General features: G+C 65.7%; 18 protein-coding genes. 10 read left to right on the top strand and 8 right to left on the bottom strand.

The features are described from left to right. Window positions 1-105: 105 nt before the first annotated feature. A complete protein-coding gene (locus AC1PLA_RS01495) occupies window positions 106-1431 on the bottom strand; it encodes a GTP-binding protein (RefSeq protein ID WP_481105426.1) in 1326 nt (441 codons plus the stop codon). 61 nt (window positions 1432-1492) lie between these two features. Here AC1PLA_RS01495 and AC1PLA_RS01490 point away from each other — a divergent pair, with 61 nt between their 5' ends. Continuing rightward, entirely contained in the window at window positions 1493-1879 is a 387-nt protein-coding gene (locus tag AC1PLA_RS01490; protein WP_054592074.1) for a MerC domain-containing protein, read from the top strand. 4 nt (window positions 1880-1883) lie between these two features. On the opposite strand, the gene AC1PLA_RS01485 is transcribed toward AC1PLA_RS01490, so the two are convergent. Then, on the bottom strand, window positions 1884-3602 hold the full coding sequence (locus tag AC1PLA_RS01485) for an ExeM/NucH family extracellular endonuclease (protein WP_481105425.1): 1719 nt from the start codon (window positions 3600-3602) through the stop codon (window positions 1884-1886). Between the two features lie 395 nt (window positions 3603-3997). Continuing rightward, window positions 3998-4516 (bottom strand): c-type cytochrome, encoded by a 519-nt coding sequence (locus AC1PLA_RS01480; protein WP_016902056.1) that lies wholly within the window; start codon window positions 4514-4516, stop codon window positions 3998-4000. Window positions 4517-4797: 281 nt separating this feature from the next. Between AC1PLA_RS01480 and AC1PLA_RS01475 the strand changes: the two genes are divergently transcribed. From AC1PLA_RS01475 to AC1PLA_RS01460, 4 genes are read left to right on the top strand one after another with little or no spacing between them, the layout of a single operon-like run. Then, window positions 4798-5442 (top strand): DUF4198 domain-containing protein, encoded by a 645-nt coding sequence (locus AC1PLA_RS01475; protein WP_481105424.1) that lies wholly within the window; start codon window positions 4798-4800, stop codon window positions 5440-5442. A gap of 25 nt (window positions 5443-5467) precedes the next feature. Beyond that, window positions 5468-5779 (top strand): DUF3649 domain-containing protein, encoded by a 312-nt coding sequence (locus AC1PLA_RS01470; RefSeq protein WP_024939006.1) that lies wholly within the window; start codon window positions 5468-5470, stop codon window positions 5777-5779. Next, window positions 5776-7392 carry a PepSY-associated TM helix domain-containing protein gene (locus AC1PLA_RS01465; RefSeq protein WP_481105423.1) on the top strand — a complete coding sequence of 539 codons (1617 nt, stop codon included), beginning with the start codon at window positions 5776-5778 and terminating at the stop codon, window positions 7390-7392. Before AC1PLA_RS01470 ends, AC1PLA_RS01465 begins: the two co-directional genes overlap by 4 nt. Then, window positions 7389-7724, top strand: a complete 336-nt coding sequence (locus AC1PLA_RS01460; RefSeq protein ID WP_016902052.1) for a DUF3325 domain-containing protein — start codon at window positions 7389-7391, stop codon at window positions 7722-7724. Before AC1PLA_RS01465 ends, AC1PLA_RS01460 begins: the two co-directional genes overlap by 4 nt. 9 nt (window positions 7725-7733) lie before the next feature. Here the strand turns inward: AC1PLA_RS01460 and AC1PLA_RS01455 are convergent, their stop codons facing one another. The 3 genes from AC1PLA_RS01455 to AC1PLA_RS01445 form a co-directional block, all read right to left on the bottom strand. Next, entirely contained in the window at window positions 7734-8261 is a 528-nt protein-coding gene (locus AC1PLA_RS01455) for an RES family NAD+ phosphorylase (protein WP_104646694.1), read from the bottom strand. Then, the gene (locus AC1PLA_RS01450) at window positions 8258-8632 is read right to left on the bottom strand and encodes a hypothetical protein (RefSeq protein ID WP_016902050.1); all 375 of its coding nucleotides are present in this window, start codon (window positions 8630-8632) and stop codon (window positions 8258-8260) included. Before AC1PLA_RS01450 ends, AC1PLA_RS01455 begins: the two co-directional genes overlap by 4 nt. A gap of 86 nt (window positions 8633-8718) precedes the next feature. Next, window positions 8719-9339 (bottom strand): TetR/AcrR family transcriptional regulator, encoded by a 621-nt coding sequence (locus AC1PLA_RS01445; RefSeq protein WP_481105422.1) that lies wholly within the window; start codon window positions 9337-9339, stop codon window positions 8719-8721. Window positions 9340-9467: 128 nt separating this feature from the next. On the opposite strand from AC1PLA_RS01445, the gene AC1PLA_RS01440 reads away from it, so the two are divergent. The 4 genes from AC1PLA_RS01440 (at window position 9468) to AC1PLA_RS01425 (ending at window position 16712) form a co-directional block, all read left to right on the top strand. Next, window positions 9468-10631, top strand: coding sequence for an isovaleryl-CoA dehydrogenase (locus AC1PLA_RS01440; RefSeq protein ID WP_481105421.1), 1164 nt, complete (start codon window positions 9468-9470; stop codon window positions 10629-10631). 10 nt (window positions 10632-10641) lie between these two features. Further along, window positions 10642-12252 carry a carboxyl transferase domain-containing protein gene (locus AC1PLA_RS01435; RefSeq protein WP_481076084.1) on the top strand — a complete coding sequence of 537 codons (1611 nt, stop codon included), beginning with the start codon at window positions 10642-10644 and terminating at the stop codon, window positions 12250-12252. A 242-nt stretch (window positions 12253-12494) separates the two neighbouring features. Then, on the top strand, window positions 12495-14522 hold the full coding sequence (locus AC1PLA_RS01430; RefSeq protein WP_481105420.1) for an acetyl/propionyl/methylcrotonyl-CoA carboxylase subunit alpha: 2028 nt from the start codon (window positions 12495-12497) through the stop codon (window positions 14520-14522). Window positions 14523-14624: 102 nt separating this feature from the next. After that, complete coding sequence (locus AC1PLA_RS01425; protein WP_481105419.1) at window positions 14625-16712, top strand: S9 family peptidase; 2088 nt, start codon at window positions 14625-14627, stop codon at window positions 16710-16712. 149 nt (window positions 16713-16861) lie between these two features. Here the strand turns inward: AC1PLA_RS01425 and AC1PLA_RS01420 are convergent, their stop codons facing one another. Then, entirely contained in the window at window positions 16862-18067 is a 1206-nt protein-coding gene (locus AC1PLA_RS01420) for a putative peptide maturation dehydrogenase (protein WP_104553344.1), read from the bottom strand. 95 nt (window positions 18068-18162) lie between these two features. Between AC1PLA_RS01420 and AC1PLA_RS01415 the strand changes: the two genes are divergently transcribed. Further along, window positions 18163-18501, top strand: coding sequence for an NHLP-related RiPP peptide (locus tag AC1PLA_RS01415; RefSeq protein ID WP_053051116.1), 339 nt, complete (start codon window positions 18163-18165; stop codon window positions 18499-18501). On the opposite strand, the gene AC1PLA_RS01410 is transcribed toward AC1PLA_RS01415, so the two are convergent. After that, a complete protein-coding gene (locus tag AC1PLA_RS01410) occupies window positions 18441-21101 on the bottom strand; it encodes a putative peptide modification system cyclase (protein ID WP_481105418.1) in 2661 nt (886 codons plus the stop codon). The two genes, AC1PLA_RS01415 and AC1PLA_RS01410, sit on opposite strands and share 61 nt — an antisense overlap. Between the last annotated feature and the right edge of the window lies 1 nt (window position 21102).

Raw genomic sequence — 21102 nt, 5'->3', positions numbered from 1 at the left:
CCCAGTGCGGCGCATTCGCACGCCGCACTGAAGGATACAAGCCCGCTTCCGATTGCATCCGTAACCAAGGGCGAACGGATGTCGACAGCGTGATGCAATCCACCATCAACGCTTCCAGTGCGGAAACGGATCGTCCAGCAGTTGCCATTGCGCCGGGCCCTGGCGTAGCTCGTGATCGCTGAGCAGGCAGGCATCCAGCGCAGCGCGCGTGCGCGGCGCATCCATGTCCACGCCGATCACCGCCAGCTCCTGGCGACGGTCGCCCCATAGCGGGTGCCACAGCCGCTGCATCGCGGCGTATTCGCTGGCATCGCCAACCTCGTGCAGTTGCGGCAGCGGCGCGGTCCAGCATTGCGTCTGCTGACGCTGCCAGCCGATATCGGTATACGGCAGCGGCGTGATGCTGGTCTGCAGCGGCTCGCCGATGGCATGCGCATCCACGCGATGGCGTGCGGCAAACCAGAAGCCCGCTGCGTTGGTCTGGGTCGCGCCACCCACGCTGGACAATTCGCCGACCCAATCCATGCGGCTGGCCAACCAGAAAAATCCCTTGCTGCGAATCACCTGCGGCAGCCCGCCTTGCACCATGCGCGCAAAACGCTGCGGATGAAACGGCCTGCGTGCACGATAGACGAAGCTGCTGATGCCGTATTCCTCGGTTTCCGGCGTGTGCTGGCCGCGCAGTTCCTGCATCCAGCCCGGCGCCAGCTGCGCACGGGTGAAATCGAAGCGGCCGGTGTCGAGCAACTGGCGCAGCGGCACCTCGCCATGCACCGCGTCGACGATCGCCGCCTCGCGATTGAGCGCACGCAACACCGCACGCAGGCGTTGCAGCTGCTGTGCATCGATCTGATCGCACTTGCTGATCACCAGCACGTCGGCGAATTCCACCTGTTCGCCCAGCAGCTGCACCAGCCCGCGGCTATCGTCCGGGCCGGCTTGCTGGCCGAGTTCGGCCAGCGTGGCGGCCGAGCCGAAGTCCTGCAGGAAGCGGCTGCCGTCCACCACCGTCACCATGGTGTCGAGACGGGTGATATCGGCCAGGCTGAAGCCGTCGGCATCGCGCACCGCGAAGGTGGCCGCCACCGGCATCGGCTCGGCGATGCCGGTCGATTCGATCAGCAAATAGTCGTAGCGCTTCTGTTCGGCCAGCTTGCGTACCTCCTGCAGCAGATCGTCGCGCAGCGTGCAGCAGATGCAGCCGTTGCTGAATTCCACCAGCGTCTCTTCGGTGCGTCGCAAGGCCGCGCCGCCCTCGCGCAGCAGCTGCGCGTCGATGTTGACCTCGCTCATGTCGTTGACGATCACCGCCACGCGCAAGCCGTCGCGGTTATGCAGGATGCGGTTGAGCAAGGTGGTCTTGCCGGCGCCGAGAAAGCCGGACAACACGGTGACGGGGAGGCGTGAATCGCGCTTGGGGGACAGGGACATCCTGAGGGCCTGGCTGGAGTGAAGTGTTACTATATAACACTCGCTCGACAGGACACCCCCGATGCGCGTTACCGCTTCCGTGCTGGACAACTCGGCCATCGCCTTATCCAGCCTGTGCCTGCTGCACTGCCTGGCGCTGCCATTGCTGGCCGCTGCACTGCCGCTGCTGGGTGCCTGGAGCCGGGCCGAATGGGTGCATGTGGTGTTCGCCACGGCTGCCGTGCCGCTGAGCGGCTACGCGCTGTGGAGCAGCCATCGCCGGCATGCGCTGCCCGCGCCGGTGTGGGCGCTGGCGGTCTTCGGCCTGGCCGGACTGGTGCTGGGCGCCAGCGGGGTTGCCGGCGGCAGCTGGGAAACCCCGATCACGGTGACCGGCAGCCTGCTGCTGGCCAGCACGCACCTGCTCAACCTGCGGCTGCGCCGCCGCGCCGGGACGTGCGCCAGCTAGCGCGTTATAGCGAAAAACCCAGCAGCACCGGGTCGTGGTCGGAACTGCGCCACGGGCCGGGCAGGTTGCGCCTGGCATAGCCGGCATCGTCCATGACATCGGCGTTGATATGCCATTCCACCGCGCCGCGCAGTTGCCTGGCCATCGCCGGGCTGAGCAGGGCGTGGTCCAGCCGCCCGCTCATGCCATCGTAGACGTAGCTATAGGGCTGCTTCACGCCGGCCACCGCAAAGGCGTCCTGCCAGCCGCTGGCGCGCAGGCTGCGCATCGGCGTTTCCATCGCGTAGGCGTTGAAATCGCCCAGCAATACGGCCAGCTTGGTCTGCGCGCCGGTGGGGTCGGTCTGCAGCCACTGGTGCAGGCGCTTGGCCGATTCGGTGCGGATGGCGTTCCAGCAGGCCTGGCCGTCGCGCTGGTCGGCATCGGCGCCGCTAGCGCTGCCGCAGCCCTTGGACTTGAAGTGATTGGCGACCACCACGAAGGTTGCCCCGCGGGTGCTGCGAAACGCCTGCGCCAGCGGCACCCGGCTGTGGCTGTCGAACGGTCCGCCGGTCAGCGTGGCCGGCTTGCCGACCGGCGTGACCTGCGAACTGCGGTAAACGATGCCGACCCGGATCGCGTCATCGCCCGGGCCGCTGCCGGTGTCGACGAACTGCCAGTCCTTGTCCTTGTCGGCCGCGTTGAGCGCGGCGACCAGTTGCGCCACCGCCGCATCGGCGCCATTGCCGTCGTTTTCCAGCTCCATCAACGCGGCCACATCGGCGCGCAACGGCACGATGGTGGACACCAGCTTGGTCAGCTGCGCCTGGAACTGCTCCTGCGTGCGCGCACCGCGCTTGGTCGGAAAGCCACCGCCGCGGCCATTGCCGTTGAAGAAGTTCTCCAGATTGAACGAGGCGATACGCAGGTCACCGCCAACCTGCGGCGCCACCGCGGTCGGCATGGCCGGCAGCGTCAACGGACTCAGCACCTGGATGCGGTAGTTGCCGTCGTAGCGCTGGTCGACGATGCCGTCGACCGACTTGAGCAGGCTGCCACTGCGCAGCACCGGATCGGCCGGCAGATAGGCCACCGTCTTGGGGCTGCGGCCATTGCGCGCGTCGTCCAGCAACACCTGGCGACGGGCGTTGTCGGCCTGCACCTGCGCGAAGGCCGGGGTGCCGGCGGCAGCCACTTCGCTGGGCTGCCACAAGCGCCCGCCGAACGCGGCGACCAACTCGCCATAGGTGTCCAGACGATCGCTGCCGTTGAGCGTCAGCGCAGCGATGCGTACGTGCTCGCCTTCCAGCGCTTCCCAGTTGGCCGGCGGCCCGCTGAGCATGCGCACCGGCACCGGCTGGCCGCTGGCGAGGCGCTCGATGCTGCTGGCATCCACCGTGGTCAGGCTCGCCTCGCCGCCGGCCGACACCTCGCGCACGGTGCCGACGATGCGCACGCGGTCGCCCACCGCCACCTCGGCATTGCCGGCACCGGTGACGAACAGGCCATGCGAGCGCCGCGGCTCGAAGCCGGGCTGCTGCACGAACAGCCCGGCCAGGCCGGTACGCGTATCGGCGGTGACGATGCCCTCCACGTCGACCACACGGCCGTCGTAGGGGCTACGGGTGTCTTCGCCCTGCACGTCGGCGATCGACAGACGTTGCGGCGCGCCCTCGGCGGCACTGCCCAGCAGTGGCGCCAACAGACCGATCACACCGAGCACAACCAGCGAGCAACGCGACATCGACACACTCCAGAAAGACGTAGACCACATGCAAGCGCCGCCCCGAAGGCGGCGCGCGAGAACCGCGACAGGCTAGCAAAACGTTGCGAGTGGCGACCAGCTGCTGCGTGGGCAACCTGGCCGCTGCGCAGGTGCAGGCAGCTACGGGCATTTCCCGAAGCAATTGCACTGGCGTGGGTGACCAAGGCTGACGTCAGCTTGCAAGCACGTCGTGCAGCGAGTGCAAACGCTCGCGCAGTGGCTGCCGCGCTACAAAAGCAAAGCGTGCTCAAGCGCGCGCAAGCCTCGCGATTGACCAGCCGACACACCCGCGCACGGCAGGCGCTGCAACCTGGCCGCACCCCGACCGCTTGTGTCAGTCGCTTGTTGCGAACGCTTGCTACTGCTGCAGGCGCTTACTTCAGATTGCTCAGCATCCAGTCGACCGTGGCCCGCACCTGCTCTTCGGTCAACGCCGGGTTGCCGCCCTTGGGCGGCATGATGCCGCCATCCGGGCCGGTGTAGCCCTCGATCGCATGCTTGTACAAGGTGTCCTTGCCCTGGGCGATGCGCGCGTCCCAGTGCGCGTGGTCCAGCGTCGGCGCCTTGCCCACGCCGGTGGTGTGGCAGGCGGTGCACAGGTTGTCGAAGATGGTCTTGCCGTCGGTGCTGCCGCCGTAGGCAGACTGCGACGCGGCCTTGGCCAGCGCTGCCGCCTGGGCTGCGGCCTGTGCGGACGCGCCGGTGGTGCCGGCATAGACCGCGCCGGCCGGGGCGATGCGTTGCTGCACGCGTTTGGCCGCGGTGGGCGAGACTTCGTCGGGAATGGCGCGTTGCAAATAGGCTGCCAGGGCAATCAGGCCCAGGGTGATCACTACCAGTAGTCCGATCACCATCGAGAATTTCTTCAGGAACTCGAGGTCGTAATTCCGCACGCGCTCACCCCTGGCTGTTGGTCGAAGACCTCTGCTAGCGCCGGAGTATAGAGCACAGTTCGCGCCCGTCTGGCCACTGTGCATGACAGTGATTGCAGCGGTGTGCGCTGCGCCCTGGCGCGCTATGGGTCTTGCAGGCACGCCGGTCTGCGCAGCCCGATGAATTGCCGCAATGCCGCATGAGACGTTGGTCTCGCTTGAGGGAATTGCGTATCATTCCCATCAATCCACGGTGACGCGGTTCTCGCCTCGCCCGGTCCCGCTTATGAGGAGTCGCCGCGATGAAGTCCTTCCTGCTGTCCTGCCTGGCCTTGGCCAGCATCAGTCTGTCTGCCCAGGCCCACGAGATCTGGATCGAGCGCGACGGCAGCGGCCCGGTGCGCATCTACTTCGGCGAGCCGGCACAGGAGGCCCTGGATCACGGCGAGGACGAGATCAAGCGTGTGGTCAAGCCGACCGTGTTCGGCAATGCCGGCAAGGCCGGTGCCCTGCAGCGCGGCAGCGAATTCCTCACCGCGCCGTTGTCCGGCACCGGCGATGCCTGGCTGAGCGATGACAGCGTGTTCGAGCCGTGGAAGGGCGAGGCCGGCGGCTTTGAGACCGTGAGCTATTACGCACGTACCGGACGCGCCACGCCCTCGGCCAAGCTCGATTTCGAACTGGTGCCCACCGCCGCCGACAGCAGCACGCTGACCGTGCTCTATCGCAACAAGCCGCTGCCCAAGGTCGAGGTGACGGTGATCGACCCGCAGAAGTGGCAGAAGACGCTGACCTCCGATGCCAAGGGCCAGGTGACCCTGCCCAAACTGCGCGCCGGCCGGCACATCCTGGTCGCCACCAACAAGGAGCCGGTGAAGCGTGAGATCGCCGGCAAGCAGGTGTCGATGATCCATCACATCAGCACGTTGACCTTCCTGGCCGAGTAAGTCGGCCACACGCCTGGCTGATCCGATGTCCACCGCACCGTCCCTGCCGCTTCCCTGGTTCAGGCGCCCCTGGCTGGGCGTGCTTGGGCGCACGCTGGCGGCGATGTTTGGCGGCTATGCGCTCGCCAGCGCCACCAATCTGCTGCTGGCGCTGGTCCTGCCGATGCCACGCAGCGAGGCGGTGTTGACCAGCATGCTGGTCGGCATCGTGGTGTGCGCCTGCGCGCCGCTATGGGCTTTCGCCACCGCCAGCGTGTGGCGCGCCTGGGCCGGCATCGCGGTGCCGGCGGCGCTGATGTTCGCACTGGCCGCATGGCTGCAACGGGGCGTGGCATGAAGCAGGGATTCCGCCAGTCGATGGCGTGGCTGCACACCTGGACCGGTCTGCTGGTCGGCTGGGTGTTGCTGTTGATCTTCATGGGCGGCACGGCGAGTTATTACCGCGACGAAATCAGCCGCTGGATGCGCCCGGAATTGCCCACCACCACGGTGAGCAACGCAACCGCGCTGCGTAGTGCCGAGCAGTATCTGCAGACGCATGCAGCCGATGCGCAGAGCTGGAACATCACCTTGCCGGACACGCGCAATCCGGTAGTCAGCATGTACTGGCAAAACCCTGCTCCAGCCGATGGCAAACCGGCCAGCCGCCGCGAGATGTACGGCAACGCCATCATCGACCCGGCCACCGGCAAGGAGATCGCCGCACGCGACACCCTGGGCGGCGAATTCTTCTACCGGCTGCATTTCGATCTGCATTATCTGCCGGTGATGTGGTCGCGCTATATCGTCGGTTTCTGCGCGATGTTCATGCTGGTGGCGATCATCAGCGGCGTGATTACGCACAAGAAGATCTTCAAGGATTTCTTCACCTTTCGCCCGGGCAAGGGCCTGCGCTCGTGGCTGGATTTCCACAATGTCAGCGCGGTAACCGCGTTGCCGTACCACGCGATGATCACCTACACCGGCATCGTAACCTTGATGTTCATGTACCTGCCGTGGGGCATCAAGGCGCAGTACCCCGACAACGAAATGCGTTTCTACGAAGAATCCGCCAACCGGGTCGCCGATACGCGAAGCGCCTCCGGCACGCCGGCGCGCATGCTGCCGCTGGAACAATTCGTGGCGCGTGCGCGCAGCGACTGGCGCGGCGGTGAGGTGGGCAATGTGGCGGTGTCGCTTCCCAACGACGCGCATGCGGCGGTCGGCGTCACCCAGCGCGCTGGCAATCTCTCCACCGATGCGCCATCCATCCTGTTCGATGCAATCAATGGACAGCGCCTGCAGCGCAGCGGGCCGCCGGGCGGTGCCAGCCAGACGCGCGGGGTGATGGTGGGCCTGCATATCGCCCACTTCGCCGGGCCGTGGATGCGTGCGCTGTTCTTCGGCTCCGGTTTGCTCGGTTGCCTGATGGTGGCCAGCGGCGTGGTGATGTGGGCAGTGAAGGAACGCCCCAAACACCTAAAGGCCGGGCGCATCGGCTTCGGGCTGCGATTGGTGGATGCGCTCAACATCGGCACGGTCGCCGGCCTGCCGATCGCCTTTGCCAGTTTCTTCTGGGCCAACCGCTTGTTGCCGGTGAGCATGGAGGGGCGCGCGGCGATGGAGGCCAATCTGTTCTTCGTCGCATGGGCCACTGCATTGCTGGCCGCGTTCGTGTGGCCTCGGCGCGCGATGTGGAGCTGGCAGCTGTATCTGGGTGCGGCCCTGTTCGCGTTGGTGCCGGTGGTCAATGCGATCACCACCGACGTACATCTGGGTGTGACGTTGCCGGCCGGGCAATGGACGCTGGCCGGGGTCGATCTGGTCTGCCTGTTCCTTGGCGTGTCCCTGGGGATCGCGGGATGGCGCCTGCAACACTGGAAGGCGCCGCAACCGGCATCGGCACGACGCGCGCGCGCCACTGCCGCCGCGCCTGCGCAAGGCAGCGTGCCGATGCAGGAGAGCGCATGAGCGTGTGGCTGTTGCTGGCGCTGAATTTTTCCGGATTCGCCGCGCTGTGCCTGGCGATGGACAAGCATCAGCAGGAAGTGCGTGGCCGTACGCTGGGCGCCGCGCGTTCGCGGCAACTGCGCGTGCTGGGTTGGTTGTTGTTGCTGCTCACCTTCGGCCTGGCGGTACACGCGCAAGGCTGGGGCATCGGCCCGGTGTTGTGGCTGGGCACACTGACCGGCGCTGCCGCGCTGCTGTCGCTGTGGCTGCTGCCGTATCGGCGTGGATTGATTCTGCCTACGGCTGTGGCCGCGCCGGTGCTGGCGGGTGCGCTGCAGCTGTTGCTGGGTTGAAGGACCTCGCTACGCCTCGATCGGCGGATCGCCCCAGCTACGCCCGTCGCGCGGCAGGCGGCCATCGTCGAGCACGCGCAACACCTGTTCGGGCTGCAGCATGTCCAGAAACAACACCACGTTGATGCCCTCCGGCAACGCCATGCTGGGAAAGATTACGCCCGGTATCTCCGCCTCGCGCAGCATGTCGCCGAGCACCCAGCTCACCGGTTCGATCTTGTTGACCAGGGCCTTGCGCCAGTCCTCGGTCCAATCGGCCCAGAGCGGATCCCAGCTTGCATCGAGCAGGCGCAGATCGGCCAACGCCGGCAGCTCGGCGGCGTAACTGACCAGGGTCAATGGCGGCAGGAACAGCGCAGCCTGCGCGTATTCGGCGGCAGCGGTTTCCAGCTGCAGCGATAGATACAGCGCCGGCTGCCCGAAACGATTGAAGCGCCCGCCCGAGCGTGCCGCACCGGCGCCGCTCAGCGGTTCGGCGGCCCAGCGTGGGGTGAAGGCGCGATACAGCGCGCAGTGCGCCGGGGCGCTCAGCTTCAACCGGCGGCCCCCGAGGCGACGGTGCGCAGATAGGTCAACGCATCGTCGGTGCGGCCCTGTTTGACCACTTCCAGCAAGGTGGCGAATTCAAACGCGGGGATCGGGGTGTTCTTGAGGTGGAACACCACCTGGCGTTCGTCCGGCTGGAGCTGCGTCATCGCCACCAGCAGGCGCGACAGGTTGCGTAGCAGGTCCTGCACGCGCGGGCTTTCCGGATGCACGCGCAGGCTGTTGCGGTGCACACCGGCCAGCTCGGCCAGCTCCTGCTGCGACAGATCCAGCAGGCCGGCCATGGCCGAGGGCGACAGGATGGTGCGATCCGGCACGCGCAGGCGTTCGGTCAGGGCCAGGGGATTGAGAACGGCGACCATCGCACGACTCCAGCAGGACGAGTGCACAGTATATGCACAGTCAAAAGCATTCATACAGCCCAGCTGGAGGCTTAGTCAGTGCACTGTCAGCCCGTCGGCTGGCGCGCGCCCACCGCGCGCAGGCAGAACCCGCAGATCGCCTCGACCAGTTGCTCGCCCTGCTGCGGATCGCCGCGACTGGGGGCGATCGGTCCCACCAGCGCTTCGGTGAAGGCGCCAACGATGCAGGCCGCCGCCGCGTCCAGCGATTGCGGCGGGAACTCGCCAGCCGCCACGCCTTCGGCGAGCAACTGACGGAACACTTCGCCGAACAGGCGCCGGCCACGGATGCGCTCGGCATCCACCTCGCTTTCCACCGGCTCGGCGATGAAGGCGTACGCCAACGCCGGGCCGGCCAACGCGCGCTGCACAAAGGTGGCGATCGCATTGCGCAGGCGCTCGGCAGCGCTGGCCTGGGTGGTGGTGATGGCGCGCAGGATGGTCATCTCGCGCTGCACTGCCGCGTTGAGAACTTCCACGAAAAGCTCGGCCTTGGACGGGAAGTGGCGGTAAATCTGCCCGGTGGACACGCCGGCGGCAGCGGCGACGGCGGTCACCGGCGCATTGCGGTAGCCGCCTTCGGCGATCAGGGCGCGGGCCGCGTGCAGGATGCGTTCGCGATTGCCGGCCAGGCGTTCTTCCATCAGGGCGGAGCGTCGATAAGCCATGGTGTGATTCTGGGTTCAATAGTTGAATTTTAGTTCACTTTTTCATTGCGGACCGCTAGGCTGCGCACAAACGCCGTGCGGCCTGCCCGCTCCCACCCGGCACATCCCGATCCCTGCGGAGTCGCTCCATGCACGTGCCGTCCCTGAATTTTGCGCTTGGCGAAGACATCGATCTACTGCGCGAAAGCGTGGCAGCCTTCGCCAGCCACCATATTGCCCCGCTCGCCGCTACGGCCGACCAGGACAATGTCTTCCCTGCCCAGCTGTGGCGCCTGTTCGGCGAGCAAGGCCTGCTCGGGCTGACCGTGGAAGAAGAGTACGGCGGCAGCGGCATGGGCTACCTGGCGCACGTGGTGGCGATGGAAGAGATCTCGCGGGCCGGCGGGGCCATCGGCCTGTCGTACGGCGCGCATTCCAACCTGTGCCTCAACCAGCTGCGCAAGAACGCCACACCGGAACAGAAGCAGCGTTACCTGCCCAGGCTGTGCACCGGCGAGCATGTCGGCGCGCTGGCGATGAGCGAGGCCGGCTCCGGCTCGGATGTGGTGTCGATGAAGCTGCGCGCCGATGCGCGCGGCGACCGCTATGTGCTCAACGGCAGCAAGATGTGGATCACCAACGGCCCGGACGCCGATGTGCTGGTGGTGTACGCCAAGACCGACCCGGATGCCGGCGCACGCGGCATCACCGCCTTCATCGTCGAGAAGGGCATGCCGGGATTCTCCACCGCGCAGAAACTCGACAAGCTGGGCATGCGCGGCTCCAACACCTGCGAGCTGGTGTTCACCGATTGCAAAGTGCCGGCCGAGAATGTGCTGGGCACGCTCAACGGCGGCGTGCGCGTGCTGATGTCCGGGCTGGATTTCGAGCGTGTGGTGCTGGCCGGCGGCCCGTTGGGCTTGATGGCCGCGGCGATGGATGTGGTGCTGCCGTACGTGCACGAGCGCAAGCAGTTCGGCGCGCCGATCGGCACCTTCCAGTTGATGCAGGCCAAACTGGCCGACATGTACGTCGGGCTCAACGCCTGCCGCGCGTACGTCTATGCGGTGGCGCGCGCCTGCGATGCCGGGCTGACCACGCGCCAGGATGCGGCCGGCGCGATTCTCTACGCGGCCGAAAAAGCCACCTGGCTCACCGGCCAGGCGATCCAGGTGCTGGGCGGCAACGGCTACATCAACGACTACCCCACCGGGCGCCTGTGGCGCGATGCCAAGCTGTACGAAATCGGCGCGGGCACCTCGGAGATCCGACGCATGCTGATCGGCCGCGAGCTGTTCGAACGCACCGCCTGACGGAGCCACCATGAGCGTGATCACCAGCCAGCTGCAGGTCAGCGGCGAGAGCTTCCAACAAAACGCTGCTGCGATGCGCACCGTGGTGGAGGATCTGCGCCGCACGCTGGCGCAGACCGCGCTGGGCGGCAGTGAGGCTGCGCGTGCCAAGCACAGCGCACGCGGCAAGCTGCTGGTACGCGAGCGAATCGATGCCTTGCTGGATCCGGGCAGCGCCTTGCTGGAGATCGCACCGTTGGCCGCGCACGGCATGTACGACGATCAGGTGCCATGCGCCGGTGTGGTGGCCGGCATCGGGCGTGTGTCCGGGGTGGAATGCGTGATCGTGGCCAACGATGCCACCGTCAAGGGCGGCACCTATTACCCGATGACGGTGAAGAAGCATCTGCGCGCGCAGGAAATCGCGCAGCAGAACCGCTTGCCGTGCATCTACCTGGTCGATTCCGGCGGTGCGTTCCTGCCGCTGCAGGATGAAGTGTTTCCCGACCGCGATCACTTCGGGCGCATCTTCTACAACCAGGCCAACCTCTCGGCCAATGGCATCCCGCAGATCGCCTGCGTGATGGGCTCGTGCACCGCCGGCGGCGCCTACGTACCGGCGATGAGCGATGAAACGGTGATCGTGCGCGAGCAAGGCACGATCTTTCTCGGCGGCCCACCACTGGTCAAGGCGGCCACCGGCGAAGAAGTCAGTGCCGAAGACCTCGGCGGTGCGGATGTGCATACGCGCATCTCCGGCGTGGCCGACCACTTTGCCGACAACGACCTGCAGGCCCTGGCACGCGTGCGCGCCATCATCGCGCAGCTCAACTGGCGCAAGCCGCCTGCGTCGCTGGCGCTGCAGGCACCGCTGCCGCCACGCTACGCTGCCGACGAACTGTATGGCGTGATTCCCGCCGATACGCGCAAGCCCTTCGATGTGCGCGAGGTGATCGCCCGCATCGTCGACGACTCGCAGCTGGACGAATTCAAGCCGCGCTACGGCAGCACCCTGGTCACCGGCTTTGCGCATCTGCATGGCTACCCGGTGGGCATCATCGCCAACAACGGCATCCTGTTTTCCGAGTCCGCGCTCAAGGGCGCGCACTTCATCGAGCTGTGCACGCAACGTGGCATTCCGCTGGTGTTCCTGCAGAACATCACCGGCTTCATGGTCGGGCGCAAGTACGAACATGGCGGCATCGCCAAGGACGGTGCCAAGCTGGTGATGGCGGTGGCCTGCGCCAAGGTGCCCAAGTTCACCGTGGTGATCGGCGGTTCGTTCGGCGCCGGCAATTACGGCATGTGCGGCCGCGCCTACTCGCCGAACTTCCTGTGGATGTGGCCGAATGCGCGCATTGGCGTGATGGGCGGCGAGCAGGCCGCCAGCGTCTTGGCCACGGTGCGCCGCGACGGTATCGAAGCCAAGGGTGGCGCCTGGTCGGGCGAAGAGGAAGCTGCGTTCAAGGCGCCGATCCGTGCGCAGTTCGAGCAGCAGGGGCATCCGTATTACGCCAGTGCACGCCTGTGGGACGACGGCATCATCGACCCGGCCGATACCCGTCGCGTGCTGGGGCTGGGACTGTCGGCCGCATTGAATGCACCGATCGAGACGACACGCTTTGGCGTGTTCCGGATGTGAGGTGGTGATGTCCGCTTGCAGGTGCTGCTCTTCGCTGTCTGGCGGTGCATCCGCACCTGCAAGCAAGGTGTTGCGTGTCGTCTGGAGCATTGCATGAGGGCGCGCGTGTTGCCTGCGTCGAGCAGCGCATCGCGCTGGGGCGCTGCGGCGTCAGCTGTCATCGCACGGCGTGTGGCGCAATCCATGCAACCGTCTTTCCATCGCAGTGCCCGCCAGCATGGCGGCGTGCAGAGAACTTCGTCATGACCCAGCGCGAACTCACCACCGCAGCAAGACCGCCCTATTTCGACAAGATCCTGATCGCCAATCGCGGCGAGATCGCGTGCCGGGTCATCGCCACCTGTCGCAAGCTCGGCATCGCGACCGTGGCGGTGTATTCGGATGCCGACCGCGATGCGCGGCATGTGCGGCTGGCCGATGAGGCGATCCATATCGGCGCCGCACCGGCGCAGCAGAGTTATCTGCGTGGCGATGCGATCCTGGAGGCGGCACGCGCAAGCGGTGCGCAGGCGATCCATCCGGGCTACGGCTTCCTGTCGGAAAACGCGGCGTTTGCCGATGCCTGTTCGCAGGCCGGCATCGTGTTCATCGGCCCACCAGCGGCAGCCATCCGCGCCATGGGCGACAAGAGTGCGGCCAAGGCGCTGATGCAACGCGCCGGCGTGCCGCTGACGCCGGGCTACCACGGCGACGAACAGGCGCCGGCCTTCCTGCGCGCGCAGGCCGATGCGATCGGCTATCCGGTGCTGATCAAGGCCAGCGCCGGCGGTGGCGGCAAGGGCATGCGCCGGGTGGATGCCAGCGCGGCCTTCGAAGAGGCCTTGGCCAGCTGCCAGCGCGAGGCGCAATCGGCGTTCGGCAATGCGCAGGTGCTGGTGGAAAAATACGTCGAGCGGCCGCGCCATATCGAGATCCAGGTGTTTGGTGATACCCGGGGCGAGGTCGTCTATCTATTCGAACGCGATTGTTCGGTGCAGCGCCGGCATCAGAAAGTGCTGGAAGAGGCGCCTGCTCCCGGCATGAGCGAACAACGCCGCGCCGCCATGGGCAAGGCCGCCGTGGATGCCGCGCGCGCTGTGGGTTATGTCGGTGCCGGCACGGTGGAGTTCATCGCCGGCCCGGATGGCGATTTCTATTTCATGGAAATGAACACCCGGCTGCAGGTCGAGCACCCGGTCACCGAGTTGATCACCGGCACCGACCTGGTTGAGTGGCAATTGCATGTCGCCGCGGGAGAGCCGTTGCCACTGCGGCAGCAGGACTTGCGCATCCATGGCCACGCGCTGGAAGCGCGCCTGTATGCCGAAGATGCCGACCGCGGCTTCCTGCCGTCGACCGGCACGCTGCGGCAGCTGCAGTTTCCCGCAGCCGGTGCGCATGTGCGCGTCGATGCCGGGGTGGAGCAAGGCGACAGCATCAGCACGTACTACGACCCGATGATCGCCAAGCTGATCGTATGGGATGTGGATCGCCCCGCTGCACTGGCACGCATGCGCGAGGCGCTGGCGCAATTCCATGCGGTGGGCGTCACCACCAACAGCGCGTTCCTTGCGCGCCTGATCGGCACCGCGTCGTTTGCGTCTGCCGATCTGGATACCGCGCTGATCGAACGCGAGCAGGCCGCGCTGTTTCCCCAGGCGGTCAGTCCGGCCAATGCCTGGTGGTGTCTGGCAGCGGCGTTGAATGCCGACGCGTTGCCGAAGGCCGCCGCCGATCCGGCCGACCCGTTTTCGCCATGGCAACACACCGATGGCTGGCGCATCGGCGCGCATGCGGCGCGCAGCATGACGCTGGAGGCCGCGGGCGAGCGCCGCCAGTTCGGCGTGCGCCCGCTTGGCGATGGCTGGCAGGTCACGACTGCAGGCGATACCCACACGTTGCGCTACCACCTGAAGGGCGATGCGCTGCGCGTGGAAATGGATGGCCGGCAATGGCGCATGCAGGCACTGCGCGACGGCGACACCCTGACGTTGCGCGATGCCACGCAGCGGGCGACCTTCCGCCACCATGACGCGCTGGCCGAAGCAGATCAGCCCGCGCACGACACCGGTGGCCTGACCGCACCGATGCCGGGCCGCATCGTGTCGCTGGTCGCCCCGGTGGGGCAGTCGGTCACCCGCGGGCAGGCCCTGGTGGTGCTGGAAGCGATGAAGATGGAGCACACCTTGCACGCGCCCGGCGACGGCACCGTGGCGGCGTACCTGGTGGCCGAGGGCGAGCTGGTCGCCGAGGGGGTCGCGTTGGTGGAATTTGTGTCCGCGTCTGCGTAGCGGCACCTGCCGGCGTGACCAACGGCACGTCCGCAACGGCCGGCCTTGGCCCTAGCGTGGGGAAAGCGGCTGGAGTGGCCGCGCCCCAGACCGGAGACGTCCATGCAACGCCTGCTTCTTGTTTCCAGCATGCTGCTCGCGCTGTCTGCCTGCAGCGACAACGCCGCGCCCACCACCGACAAGGCTGCCACGCCAGCCCCGGCCGCTACGCAAGCACCTGCGGCGCCACCCGAACTGATCACCCGCGATGCGCTGTTCGGCAACCCGGAACGGGCGAACGTGAGCATCAGCCCGGACGGCAAATACCTCAGCTGGGTCGCGCCGCTGCAGGGCGTGCTCAATGTCTGGGTCGCCCCGGTGGATGCACCGGATCAGGCGCGCGCGATCACCAAGGACACCGCGCGCGGCATCCGCACTTATTTCTGGACCTATCAAGCCAACACGCTGCTGTACCTGCGCGACAACGGCGGCGACGAAGACTTCCATCTGTTCTCGGTGAATCTGAGCGATGGCAGCAGCAAGGACCTCACCCCGTTCAAGAAGACCAACGCCGAGGTGTATCGCGTCAGCGCACAGCACCCCGAGTCGATCATGGTCGGCATGAACGACCGCGATCCCAAATGGCATGACCTGTATCGGGTGGACCTGGCCTCGGGCAAGCGCAGCCTGGTGCAGCAGAACACCGACAGCCTGGATTCCTACCTGCTCGACGGCAACTACCAGCTGCGCTACGCCACGCGCGCCACCGACGATGCCGGCAGAGAGCTGCTGGTGCCGGACGGCAAGCGCTGGAAGAGCGTGGACCGCATTCCGTTCGAGGATGTCAGCAACACCTCGCCCGACGGACTGACCGACGACGGCAAGACGCTATACATGCAGGATTCGCGCAATCGCGACACCGCGGCGCTGTATGCCATCGACACCGCCAGCAATGCGCGCACGCTGCTGTTCGAAAACCCGCGCACCGATGTCGGCGCCACCTTGAACGACCCCAGGACCGGCGTGGTGCAGGCCGTGTCCACCGACTATCTGCGCGAGGAATGGAAGGCGCTGGACAACGGCATTGCCGCCGACCTGCAAAAGCTCAAGTCACTCGGCAGCGGTGATGCCAGCGTTGCCGCACGCACGCTCGACGATCGCATCTGGATCGTGGGGTATTCGGCGGCAGAGACACCGCTGAGCTACTACCGTTACGACCGTGCAGACGGCGGCAAGCTGACCAAATTGTTCTCCGCCCGCCCCGCGCTCGACGGCAAACCGCTGGTCCCGATGTGGCCGCAGGAACTGACCGCGCGCGACGGCCTCAAGCTGGTCAGCTATCTCACCCTGCCCGCCGAGGCAGACGCCAATCACGATGGCAAGGCCGACAAGCCGGTGCCGCTGGTGCTGTTCGTGCATGGTGGCCCGTGGGCGCGCGACAGCTACGGCTACGGGCCGTATGAGCAGTGGCTGGCCAATCGCGGCTATGCGGTGCTGGCGGTGAATTTCCGTGGCTCCACCGGCTTCGGCAAGGCCTTCACCAATGCCGGCAACGGCGAGTGGGCCGGCAAGATGCACGACGACCTGCTCGACGCCGTGCAGTGGGCGGTCAAGCAAGGTGTGACCAGGCCCGAGAACGTGGCGATCATGGGCGGCAGCTACGGCGGCTACGCCACGCTGGTCGGCCTGACCTTCACCCCGGACGCCTTCAAGTGCGGCGTGGACATCGTCGGCCCGGCCAACCTCAACACCTTGCTCGGCACCGTGCCGCCGTACTGGGCCAGCTTCTACAAGCAGCTGACCAAACGCATGGGCGACCCGGCCACCGAGGCCGGCAAGCAGTGGCTGACCGAGCGCTCCCCGCTCAGCCATGTCGACAAGATCAGCAAGCCGCTGCTGATCGGCCAGGGTGCCAACGACCCGCGCGTCAAGCAGGCCGAGAGCGACCAGATCGTCAACGCGATGAAGGCCAAGAACATTCCGGTCACCTACGTGCTGTTCCCCGACGAAGGCCACGGCTTCCGCCGCCCGGAAAACAGCAAGGCCTTCAACGCGGTGACCGAGGGGTTCCTGGGCCAGTGCCTGGGCGGCCGCGTGCAACCGATCGGCGACGACCTGACCGGCTCCAGCATCACCGTGCCGGAAGGCGCCGACAAGGTGAACGGTCTGAGCGATGCGTTGAAGACACATACGCAGGCGATTCGGCGGTAACGCCATTGCGAAGTGCTTGCTTTGGATCTACGTCAGCGTTCGCCTGCAACGACGAGCGCTGACGGTTGTAGCGAGGTTCTCCAACTAGCCGGCATGCCTGACTTCCCTCGCCAAGCGGTCCAGATCGAGAGATGTGTGATGGTCTCTCGCTAATGGGATCCGATGTCCTTGGCCGCTGGGTCACGAACAGACGACCACACTGCGCCACCGGGATCCAGCTCGGTATTGTTCATTTCCTCGCCACGCCAACCGAATCCGCAGATGGCCAGTGGACCGTCCTGCAGGCCGTCCAGGCCAAGCGCCTGTTCGATATCCACCTCGTTGATTGCCGAGGTGACAAACGCTCCCAGCCCCAGGTCGGTTGCGCTCAGATAAAGCGTCTGCGCGATATGGCCGACATCCAGAATCATTGCGCGGTAGGCCTTGGCGTGGTTTCGATACTTCCAGAAACTGCGTAAAAACCGCGGCACCAGGATCACCAGCACCGGCGCATCGGCAAACCAGTGCTGCCCGGACACGGCACGACGCGCGAAGTCCACCAGCGGCTGCGGTGGCGACTGCAATGGCTGCAAAGCATGATCGACAGGGCGATAGTGATAGAGACCGCTCGTCATTCCCTCGACACGCTGGACCAGCAGATAGGTTTCGGTGGGATGGAGACTGCCCCCCGACGGTACCGGCTTCTTCAAGAATGCGGTGTCGTGCCCCACTTCGATGCGCGCGCTTGCCATGACGCTGCGCTCAAGCATCTGGCCAAGCAAGATGGGTGACAGTGGACGCTGCGTATCGAAATTGCGACAGGTGACGCGACGCGACAGCAGCTCATCGAACGTGCCCGGGGTTGACCGCGGCAGGGCAATGCGCGCGTCGATGCCACCCTCGCCTCGGTCTACGATTTCTGCCGGGGGGGCGCCCAGTCGGCCGACCATGCCTTCTGCAGTTGTCAGGCCATGCGCTTCCATGGTGGCCACACTGTCTTCGCCGCTCCAGCGTGCAGATCGATGCCACAACGCGGCCAATGGCCACCAGCGCTGCTGCTGCACGCACTCGTCGTTGCGGCGATGCTGAACATGTTCTGGTTGATCGCTGATCACAAGACCTTGCTCGATCAAACGCTCCGCCCAGATTGGCAACGGCTGCATCTGATCGATGGAATGCCAGCGTGAGGGACTCAACTCGCCCAACCATTCACGCTCTTCCTTTGAAACCTCCACCTCCGCCTCAAGATGAGGCGCGAGCGCCAGCCATCGTGTGCGGCGACGCAGGCCATCGCCCCCGGCAAGCAATCGTGCAAGATCAAACACCGAATCGTCGCGTAGTTCAAAAAACAACGTGGTACAGCGACGAATTTGCATAGGAACATCTCAAGGACGCATGAGCACGGTCGATATTGTGTCAGGTCCCACGTCATACAACAGCACACTCCCTCACTCTCCAGGTAAGCCTCACCATGACCGACGCAGCCAATAACACCCATCTTCCGTTTGATGCATCCACAGCCGACAAGCTGCTGGAGCTACTGGCAACCGACGACGACTTCCGCGACTGCTTTCAATGCAATCCGGCGCAGGCGCTTGCCCAGATCGGTGCACCTGGCGTGAGTGCGGACAACGCCGTCCCCGGCGTGGGAGAGGCTTATTACTGCATGAACACCAATCAGCTCGCATCCAAGCAGGACATTGCAGCGGCTCGTGCCGAGCTGCAAAGCTACCTGACCGAAAAGGCCAATCACACCGTGATCTTCGCCTTCGAGTCGGACAGCATGCGTTCCACCCTGCTGCGTAAATAAGCAGGCAGACTCGGTAAAGGCCAGGCGCGCGCAAACGCCTGCGCCTGTTCGCGCGCCTCCTGGGTACGGCCGAGTGCGTGCAGCGATTCGGCCATCCAGAGCTGGGCCAGACGCGCATCGGCAACGTTGAGCGGCTGCAGCGTTTGCGACGCATTTGCTTCGATGTAAGCACGCCCGCGATGGAGAAGCAGCCAACGTGCCTGTTGCAACGCCTCAGCGTGCCGACCGCTCTCGTGCAGTAGCGTGTAGAGCGTTACGCGTGTCTGAAAAAGATCACCATCGCTGACCGGCAGGCGTGCGATGGCTGCCGCACGGTCGCCCGACAGCGCCAACTGCTGGGCTTCGACAATGGCGCGCAGGTCGGAAAGCACAGGCGTTTCATGCACAAGCGCCGGCTTGATCGCTGCAAGTGCGCGGGCGGTGAGGCTGTCATCGCCGCTCCGCTGCGCCTGGCTTGCGAGGATCAGCACCATCGCGGCATTGTCCTGCAGGTTTACCGTTGCCGATCCATCGTCAATGACAGCAGACACCAGCCGATCAAACGTCGGCTTGAGCGCTGCCGCCGTCGCAAGGGATGGATCGACCAAAGCATCGCTCGTCACCGCAATGACCGAGAATTGGCGATGGTTGAAATCGTCTCCTTGCTTGCTGCGCGCCAAACCTTGTGCGATCGCTGCGCGCGCAGCGGTCCAGTCGGCCTGATCGATTGCGATGCTGGTGCGATCGATCAATGGCACCACATCGTCGTTGGCGTAGCCTTTCTCGACGATCCTGTCGAGCGTTTGCTTCGCTTCGACATGGCGGTTCAACACCGCCAGCGCGTTCGCCTGGCGCCGAAGCGGGCCGGCACGATCGGCATCACCGGGAATGGAAAAACGCTGCAGCGCCGCTTCGGCCTTTCCCTGTGCCAGCAGAATGCGTCCAACCCGATCAGTCGCGATCGCGCGCAGCGGATCCTGCGGAACATCGGCCGCCTGCGCGTATGGCAACGCGTCGGCAAAACGATTGGCAACGAACAAGTGCCACGATGCGTTCGCGGTGCCGGCAAAATTGTCCGGGTAGAGCGACGCCAGCGTTCTCCACAGTGTCAATGCCTTGTCGGGTGCTAGCAGCTCTGCCGCCCACGCATCCATGTACAACTGATCACGCTCAGGCAAACGTTGGCGGAAACGAATTGCCTTCTCCAGATACGGAAGCGCACCACGGCGATCGGAGACCGCCACCTTGATGCGTGCCGCCCCCAGATACGCGAGCGCAAATTCCGGATCTATTGCCACCGCGCGCTCGAACAGCTCCAGCCCTTCTTTCCATTGGCCTTTCGCCGTCGCGTCGACCCCCAGGGCATAAGCCCGCAGCGCATCCAGGCTGGACGTGGTCACGGCGGGTAACGGCACGGAATTCTTGTCGATCGAGGCCACCACTTCACCCAGGCCCTGCCTGAGCTTGCGGGTCACCTGATCCACCGAGGACAGTGCCGATGGCAAGCCATCGCCTTGTACAAACTCCGAGTAGACCGTGGTCTGGGTCCGCGGATCCACCAACTCAACGCTGAAACGAAGCTTGCCGCCAATCTCCGCGACAGTCGGCAGCAGCACAGCGCTTGCACCATCGCGCAGCGCCACTTCCGAGGCGATCGCGCGATCGACGATTACGCGATCAGGATCGCGCTTCATCCGCGCCATGGTGTCGCGCACTTTCATCTCACTCAGGACATTGACGTAGCGCGACTGCTCCAGGCTGATGCGCAGCGCCTGGTCGAGCGAACTGTCGAGCAACGTATTGCCGGTGAGATTACGTAGATCTCCGACCACCACCCACCCACGTTCGGAGAACGCAATGGCAGGCTCGGAACGGGTGAAAAACCACGCCGACACGCACACGGCGACGACCAAGGCAGTTTCCGCCAACAGTGCCGCCGGCCGCCGCCACAGCGGAATATCCCGCCATGCCTTCGGCGAATGCTTCGGCGCGCGTAATGGCGTGACATCGATCTCGCCAACCTCATAAATCTCCATCGGCGTGGGCACGCCCTTGAAGCGCCAGCGGCCGTGAGATTTCCACAGGATGCGTTCGCCGCGGTCGCCCAGTTCGCGTGCGGCGCGGTGGGTCAACGACTCGGCCACTGCCGACAACAGGATCTGCCCGGGCCGCGCCATCGACATCAGGCGCGCGGCGGTGGGCTTGGCCAGGCCTTCGACTTCCAGCGGCTTGGCACCGATGCTGACCGCTTCGTCGCTGTTGCGCCAGGTCAGCACCTCGCCGACGTGCAGGCCCTGGCGTGCGCATAGCGTCAGCGCGCGGGCATCGCCCATCGCTTTCAAACCGCGGGCGTAATCCAGTGCAAAGCCCAGGCCGTCGATGGGGCGGTCGAACAACAGCAGCAATCCGTCCGAGCGGTCGATCAGCCGGCCACGCCATTGCTGCTGCAGTTTGACCACCAGCCGGTCGTGCTCGCGAAACAGCGCGGCGGCGGCGTTGTCACCGATACGCTCGACAAGCGCGGTCGAGTCGCACAGGTCGGTCAGCAGCAAGGTGCGCAAGCGCGGCGCCTGGATCGCTTCCGACGACGCATCCTTGCGTGCGTGGGTGCGGGCGCTCATT

Source organism: Xanthomonas sp. NCPPB 1826, assembly GCF_056725285.1.
Note: the sequence above shows the minus strand (reverse complement) of the source record. Positions and strands in the feature narration are given on the sequence as shown.